The following is a 7,374-nucleotide window of genomic DNA, read 5'->3' on the forward strand; positions in this document are numbered from 1 at the left end:
TCCGCCGGCGACTCTAACACTTTGTCCTATGCCAAACTTTCGAGGCGCGGAGGCTCCGAGCGGAAGCCGTGGCCCACCTCGGCCGCGAGCCCGTGGTAGTGGCGGAAGTTGTAGATGAGGGGGCTCCACACCCCGGGGTCGACGTGGTGCGTGCCCGGGACGACGATGCGTTCGTGGGCGTGGACCCGGAGCACCGCGCACTCGACGGCGAGGAAGCTGCCCCGGCCGCCCGGGGTCAGCGCGACGGCCCTCGCCTCCAGCTGGAGAGAGGATTCGGCGACCCGGGGAGGCCGTACGAGGTCGGAGGGCTGTGGCGTCAGGCCGGCGGCGGCGAACTTGTCGGGCGCGAACCGGTACACCGCCCGCTTGCTCTCCGGCACCGGATCGGCGCCGGTGAGCGGCGCGAGGCGCTCGACCCGCTCCCACAGCTCGGGCGACGCGACGCTGATCACCACGTCCGGACGCTCGGCCAGGTTGCGCACCGTCTGGCTCTCGCTGCCCAGGCCGAGGACGACGTTCTGCCCCAGCGCCCAGGCGGACGAGATGGGCGCGAGGTTGAAGGTGCCATCCTCGTTCTCCGGGGTGAGCAGGGCCACCGGGGTCCCGAAGTAGAGGATGCTCGGATTGATCACTCGATGCGTGTCGGTCGACATGCGTCCGACGCCAGGCGCCGGACCCTTCGACGGCGGTCGAAGCGTCGGCTGCCGACAACGGCCTCGTGACCCTCACCGACGTCTCCACCGATGAACCGGATCTCGCTGCCCTGGCCGGACTCCTCGCCGACCGGACGCGCGCCGCCTTCTGTCTCGCCCTGCTGGACGGCCGTGCCTGGACGGCGACGGAACTCGCCGGTTTCGCGGGCGTCTCCCCGTCCACCGCGACGAGCCATCTGACCAAGCTGGTGACGGGCGCGCCTGCTGGCGGAGGAGCGCAAGGGCCGCAACCGCCACGTCCGGCTCGCCGACCCGGGCATCGCCGAGATGATCGAGGCACTCGCCGCACGGGCTCCCCGGCATCCGGTGCCGGTGCGTTCCCTCAACGCGTCCCGCCGTCACCGGGAACTCGCCTTCGCGCGTGTCTGTTACGACCACCTCGCCGGCTCCCTGGCTGTCGCGATCACCGACGCGATGACCGCCGAAGGGCTCCTGTCCTGGGACTACGGTCCGACGCTCACCACCGCGGGCGCCCGCCGGCTGAAGGAGCTGGGCATCGTCGACGAACCCGCCGGCTCGTCCACCCGGCCGCATGTCCTGACGTGCATCGACCGGACCGAGCAACGGCTCCACCTGGCGGGCGGCATGGCAGCCGCGATCTTCCGGCACGCGGTCGCGGAGAAGTGGCTCGTCCACGCGCACGACACGCGGGTGGTCAGGCTGACCGCCGACGGCCGCACCGCGCTCGGCCTGCACCTACGCCTGCCGGACACGGTACTGACAGGAAGCTGAGGCAGGCCCCCGCCCTGCACACTGCCGTGCCGCCACACCAGGAGCACTGCTTCCCGCACCACGGAGCGGCCCGGCGGCTTCCTGGAACGGCCCTCTCGCCGTCCTGCTCCCTCCTGCTCGCGCGGCGGGGGAGTCCCCTTGCGGGGGCCGGCCGACGCCGAGGGCGCCCTTCTGCGCCCTGCGACGGTCCCCGAAGGCAGGCCGGCACCCGGCCGGCGGCCCTTCGCTCCTCCATGCCGTCCACGCGTTCGCTGGAGGACCGCCTCCGGCGGCGGACGAGCCTTGACCTTGACCCATGGGTCAAGGTCTACCGTCCGGACATGAATGCGACCCATCGCCTTGTACGCCTGGTGCGCCGCCCTGGTGGACTGCCGACCTCGGACGATTTCGCCCTGGTGCAGGCACCCATCCCCCTGCCCGAGGCCGGACAGGTACTCGTCCGCAACACCCATTTCCTCGTCTTCCCGGGCTTGCGCACCCTCATCGGGGGCGAGACGCGCGATGTCCCACTGCCCCCGCTGCACCCTGGAGACGCGCTGTTCGGCCCCGCGATCGGCGAGGTGGTCGACGGAGCACTGGAGAAGGGCCGACGGGTGGTGCACCTGCAGGGCTGGCGGGAGTACGCGACGCCTGCCGTTGCCGAGTGCCGGCCGCTGGACGGCATCCTGCCGGACCCGGTGGCCCATCTCGCCCAGGGCTCCGCGGCGTACGGCGCGCTGACCCGGCTGGCCGAAGTCCGCGAGGGCGACACCGTGTTCGTGACCGGCGCCGCGGGTGCCGTGGGCACCATGGCGGGCCAGATCGCCCGGCTGCTGGGCGCTGCCCGGGTGGTCGGGAGCACCGGCTCACCGGACAAGGCACAGCGCCTGAGGCAGGACCTCGGCTATGACGCCGTCGTGCTGCGCGGGGCAGGGCCGGTCGGCCGACAACTCGCCGAGGCGGCACCGGACGGTGTCGACGTCGTCGTGGACACCGTGGGCGGCGAACAACTCACGGCCGCCGTCGATGTGGCGAACCGGGGTGCACGGCTCGCCCTGGTGGGCGCGTTGGACGGTCAGTTGTCTCCGGACCGGGCGGGCGGGAGCGCGCCGACCGTGCTCGACACCTACCGTCTGCTGACGCGGGGCATCACGGTCGCCGGCTACAACGGTATGGACCACCCGGATGTGGAGGCGGAGTGGGAGGCCCGCTTCGGAGACTGGCTGCGGGCGGGCGAGATCCGTTTCCCGTACACCCCGGTCCACGGAATGGAGCGCGCCCCGGGGGCGTTGCCCGCATTGATCGCCGGGCGCTCCTTCGGGGCGTCCATCGTGGAGTTGTAGGGCGGAGCGGGCATGCGGATCGGCGAGGCAGCGGCGGCGGCCGGGACCACACCACGTGCTCTGCGCCTGTACGAGGCCCGTGGCCTGCTGAGGCCCCCACCGCGTACCTCGTCCGGTCAACGGGAGTACGACTCCGCCGCGGTGGCCCGCGTCCGAGTCATCCGCAGCCTTCTGACACTGGGCCTCACCCTCGAGGACCTCCGCTCCCGCGCCCACCGCCTGGACCTCCTGGTCCAGGAGGGGACGCCGGCATCCTGCGCCGGCCGTCCCGGCGAGTTGAGCGACGTGGTCGCCGATCGCCTGGCGGCCTTGGACGCCGAGATCGCACGCCTCACGCGCCTGCGACAGGCTCTCGCCGCAGCCGCGGGAGACGTGCGAGATGCCCCGGGTCAGCCGCCGCCGGACGGGCAGCGCGCAGGGCGGGACCCGGCTGTTCCGGCTCGGCGCTCCAGCGGGTGAGCGTGACGGCACGTGGCCTCCCGGCCCTCGCCGTCCTCGGCTCCGCCGGCCTGCTGCTGCCCTGTGCGGCCCCCGCCGCGGCCGCCCCGGCCGCCCAGCCCGTCCCGGTCCTCCACGGCGACTTCAACGAGCCCGCCATGAAAGGAGACGGCGCCACCACCGTCGGCCTCGACTTCCGGAAGCAGCCCAACCAGCCCTACTCGCCCGGCACACCGCAGGCGACCCGACCGCGTCAAGGGCACCCCGGGCAAGGGCGTCGGGACGGCCCGCAGTCACACCTTCACCGCCGGCGAGAACGAACCGCTGCTCACCTTCACCCCGCGGGTCGCCGACGCCAAGACACACGTCACCTGTACACCGGTGATCGCCCGCGTCCGCGCGACCGACCGACCGTCGTCGACAAGACCGTCGGCAAGACGGCCCTCGGCACCTCCTGCACGCAGTCATCGACGGGCCCTCCAGCGGGGACTGCTGAAGACGCCGGCACCGACCGCCCCCGGGGCACGGACGCGGAACACTGCCGCTGAACCGACCGGGCCGTGCGGCGAAAGCGCGGCACGGGGGCCGGGACAACGTGGGGCAGCCACTCCCTCGAGGAGACCACCGGCACCAACGCCATCGCCACCGCCTTCGAACCACGACGTGGCGCTCATGGACGGCGACGATCTCGTCGGCGAGGCCGACCAAGGCAACCTCGGCCCGCTCGGTGTCATCGGCCGGGCACCGATGTCAGACGGGCAGCGCGTGCAGCTTCTTGCCATGCAGGGCGAAGACGTGCTGCCCGTCTGTGGCCACCAGCCACGCGTGGTAGTCGCCGGACTTGTCGTTGAACGTCCAGCGCACGGCACCGGATTTCGCGTCGATGGCGATCACGCCGCCCTGCTTGTCGAGGTCCGTGGCCGCGTACAGGACGCCGCCCGCCTTCACGTACTGCCGCGGCACCGTGAGGTTCGCATCGGCGAGCGCCCGCGACTTCCAGATCTCCTTGCCGGTACGGGGGTCGAGGGCACGCATCGTGCGGTCGCTGTCGGCGATGTAGAGGACACCGTCCAGGACGGCCGGCTCCTTGAAGGCGACGTAGCTCTCGGCGGTCTCCGTCGACCACTTCACCGAGCCGTCGGCCAGGCCGAAAGCCTGAAGCCTCGGCCCCTGCGGAACGATCACCAGGTCCTGGTACACGGCGAAGAAGCCGTAGTTGGTCCTGGTGGTCTTGTGGGTCCACACCTGCCTGCCGGTGGCGGTGTCGCGCACCGTGAGGTTCTTCTTGAAGTCGGTGTAGACGAGGTGGCGGCCCGCGGCATGGGCGTGGATGCCGTTCTGTTCGGTGCCGACGTCACGCTGCTCCTTCCACGCGAGTCGGCCGGTGCTGCTGTTCAGTGCGGCGATCACATTGGTCTTGGACGAACCGTCGCTCTCGAGGATCTCGGCGACGACGTACACCTGCTTGTCGTCGACCGCGACGGGCCTCGGCTGCCGGTATGCCTTGCCCAGGTGGCTGCGCCAGGTCTCCTTGCCCGAAGCCGGGTCGTAACCGGCGACGGTGCCGTCGTACGTGGCACTGGCCAGGTACAGCGTGCCGCCGCCGAGCAGCATCGGTGCCCCTGGGATCGCGCCGTCCTCCAGCGACCACCGTTCCTCGCCCGTGGCGGCGTCCAGCGCGGCCAGCGGTTCACCGCTGGCGATCACCACGCCGCCCGCGACCACGAGTTCGTCGTTGTCACCGTAGGTCTGCGCGGATGTCGTCCTCGTCCACAGCGGCCGAGGCGCCTGACCGTCCTCGCCGGCGCCCCCTCCTGCCGGCTCGTCGCCGCCGACCGGCTTCCCGCCGTCCCCGGATCCCCCGGAGCCGCCCGGATCGGAGCCGTCCTCGCGACAGCCGGCCGCGCCCGCTGCCAGCACGGCCAGCGTGAGACCGCCGCCGGCCAGCCGCAGTGCGCGCCGCCGGGAGAATCCGACACCCGGCCGGCCGTCTCGTCGCATCGTCATGTTGCCCTACCCCCGTGAAGCGCCGGATCAGAGATGTGCGTGGCCCGACGCCGGACAGGCGTACGAACCGCGGTGGGGACGCTATCCGTCTCCACCCGTCACCGTCGCTGCCGGGTCTCAACCGGAACGGACTCGTGAACCAATCGGGACACTGAGCCCCTTTCATCCTGCGTCTTAGGGTGAAATGGCCTGGTCAGCGGGTGTGGTGACGAGGCAGGGCCCCCTCGTCGCCGGCGTGGTGACTCCACTCGCCACACCGGCGACCGAAGGGGCCCTGTTGGTTCCGTATCCCGCGATGCTCGACGTCCCGCATGAGCACGTCGAGCAGGGCGCCTGGCTGCTTCACGAACGCCGCCGGGCCCGCAACACGCGCTGGCGCAAGCTCGGCTGCTTCAAGCAGGCGCTGCTCACCCTCGTCCACCTACGCAAGAACGGGACGTTCTCGCAGCTCGGAGCCGGTTTCGGGATATCCCAGGCCACCGCCTGGCGCTACGTCAACGAGTCCTTGGAGGTCCCGGCCGGCTGGGCGCCCGGTCTCCATGAAGCTCTCACCGCCTCGGTGAAGGCGACCACGTCATCATTGACGGCACTCTGATCTCGATCGACCGGATCCGCGCGGCACGTGCAGGTCATCGCCCGTCCCGATGGCGCACCGCTGGGGTTCTTCCGCGCGACTCCAGGCAGGACCCATGACCTGACCGCGGCACGAGCCCACGGCATCATCCAGGTACGCCTGACCCGGCAGGTCCTCGTGCTCGCAGACCGCGCCTACCAGGGTGCCGGCGCCGCGGTCCGCACCCCGTACTACCACCACCGCGAACAGCCCGCCCACTACCCGCAGTTCAACCAGGATCATGCCCGCCTGCGAGCTCCGGGAGAACGCGCCTTCGCCCAGCTGAAATCCAGGCGGCTGCTCCGGCGAGCCAGATGATCCACCCGCCGCATCAGCGCCATCGTCCAGGCTGTCCACACGTTGCTGACCTGCAACTGTCCAGGAGGAGGCGGCCGACGAAAACAGGCCGGCCTTCTCGCCTATGGCTTCATGTCGAGACGCACGAGCGCGCCGATCTCCACGAGTTGGTCCGGCAGGGCCAAGTCGGAGACTCCCATGACCGTGCTGGTGGGCCGGTGCTCCCCGAAGTACTCGGCGTGAAGGCGTGCTGTCGTGTCGAAGTTCTCCCGCAGGTTCCTCACCAGAACCGTGGTCTCCACTATCTGGCTGCGCTCGGCTCCGAACTGCCTCAGCACCAAGTCCAGATTCTCCAGTGTGGTGCGGACCTGCAGTTCGAAGTCGCCGGCACCCACGAAGTTGCCGTCACGGTCATGAGACAGCTGCCCCGACACGTAAACCGTGTCACCGACCTGGGTGGCCTGGCTGTACCCGTACAGCGACTCCCACGGCATGCCGAACCCGAATACCTTCACCTGAGGACTCATGACTCACTCCCTTGATATGGCGCGCGGGGCCGTAGGTGCAGGCAGGCCCCATGCGTGGAGAAGTTACGGGTCCGTACGGGAGATGCTTGTCTGGTAGCGCCGCCTGAGTGTTCTCTGCACGCACAGAATTGGCTGCAGTGGGCTCCTCCAGGCGCCGGGGTGATGAGTGGCACCCCTACCGACGAGGAGGGCCCTGCCTCCTCATCGCCTGCTCCACCACCTGCGGAACATCCGCCTCGGACGGTCTTGGCTCCACGGCCGCCGCCCCCCTTCGGCTCGCTTTTTGGGCGTGGTGGTGCGGCGGATGCGGTCGGGTGTCAGCGGAGTGCGGAGCCGTCAGTTTGATCGGCTTCGTCTTCGGGTGTCCAAGTCCAGGGCTTTGCCGCGGGGGATGGACCCTCGATGGCGCTGCGGAACTTCTCCTTCAGGGTCTTCGGCGGCGCTTCCTTCTCTTCTCGCCGGTGGACGAGCTGGGCTGTGGTCACCCGAATGTGGCATTCGCGGTGGCGCTGCTTCACCAGCACGATCCACGCACCGTCCTGAGTGCGCAGCGCGTGGCGGGCGGGCTCGTCTCCCGGGCGTGCGTGGCGGGCCAGGATGCCCGGCAGGTAGTTGAGGGCCGCGTCCTCGGCGGCCGCGGCCGCCTCTATGGGGTCCGGGCCGATGCGGTGGGTGCCGGTGAGCATCCAGCGGTGCAGTTTCAGTTCCGTGCCGTCGGCGCGTTG

Annotated in this window: 7 protein-coding genes and 2 pseudogenes; 5 read left to right on the top strand and 4 right to left on the bottom strand. The window is 70.7% G+C overall.

Annotated elements, in window-relative coordinates:
- Positions 1-26: 26 nt before the first annotated feature.
- Positions 27-653 carry a flavin reductase family protein gene (locus IF73_RS0124825; RefSeq protein WP_037880367.1) on the bottom strand — a complete coding sequence of 209 codons (627 nt, stop codon included), beginning with the start codon at positions 651-653 and terminating at the stop codon, positions 27-29.
- Positions 654-718: 65 nt separating this feature from the next.
- Here IF73_RS0124825 and IF73_RS42865 point away from each other — a divergent pair.
- The 4 genes and pseudogenes from IF73_RS42865 to IF73_RS0124840 form a co-directional block, all read left to right on the top strand.
- Positions 719-844, top strand: a pseudogene (locus IF73_RS42865) (transcriptional regulator); the annotation flags it as partial.
- A 136-nt stretch (positions 845-980) separates the two neighbouring features.
- Entirely contained in the window at positions 981-1,445 is a 465-nt protein-coding gene (locus tag IF73_RS42200; protein WP_234338334.1) for a hypothetical protein, read from the top strand.
- 320 nt (positions 1,446-1,765) lie between these two features.
- Positions 1,766-2,767, top strand: coding sequence for an MDR family NADP-dependent oxidoreductase (locus IF73_RS0124835; RefSeq protein WP_031011800.1), 1,002 nt, complete (start codon positions 1,766-1,768; stop codon positions 2,765-2,767).
- A gap of 12 nt (positions 2,768-2,779) precedes the next feature.
- Positions 2,780-3,226: a MerR family transcriptional regulator gene (locus tag IF73_RS0124840; protein ID WP_063833475.1), complete on the top strand. Its 447-nt coding sequence runs from the start codon at positions 2,780-2,782 to the stop codon at positions 3,224-3,226.
- A gap of 729 nt (positions 3,227-3,955) precedes the next feature.
- Here IF73_RS0124840 and IF73_RS0124845 read toward each other — a convergent pair.
- Positions 3,956-5,212: a PQQ-binding-like beta-propeller repeat protein gene (locus tag IF73_RS0124845; RefSeq protein ID WP_051717281.1), complete on the bottom strand. Its 1,257-nt coding sequence runs from the start codon at positions 5,210-5,212 to the stop codon at positions 3,956-3,958.
- A gap of 235 nt (positions 5,213-5,447) precedes the next feature.
- Here IF73_RS0124845 and IF73_RS38845 point away from each other — a divergent pair.
- Positions 5,448-6,209, top strand: a pseudogene (locus tag IF73_RS38845) (transposase family protein); the annotation flags it as partial.
- A gap of 35 nt (positions 6,210-6,244) precedes the next feature.
- Here IF73_RS38845 and IF73_RS0124855 read toward each other — a convergent pair.
- Both IF73_RS0124855 and IF73_RS0124860 read right to left on the bottom strand, forming a co-directional pair.
- Positions 6,245-6,649: a RidA family protein gene (locus IF73_RS0124855; protein ID WP_031011805.1), complete on the bottom strand. Its 405-nt coding sequence runs from the start codon at positions 6,647-6,649 to the stop codon at positions 6,245-6,247.
- A 317-nt stretch (positions 6,650-6,966) separates the two neighbouring features.
- The coding region (locus IF73_RS0124860) for a hypothetical protein (protein WP_158822138.1) at positions 6,967-7,374 on the bottom strand (408 nt) is incomplete at its 5' end.

Origin of the sequence: Streptomyces sp. NRRL F-5727 (genome assembly GCF_000719555.1) — a bacterium.
In the GTDB taxonomy this organism is placed as follows: domain Bacteria; phylum Actinomycetota; class Actinomycetes; order Streptomycetales; family Streptomycetaceae; genus Streptomyces.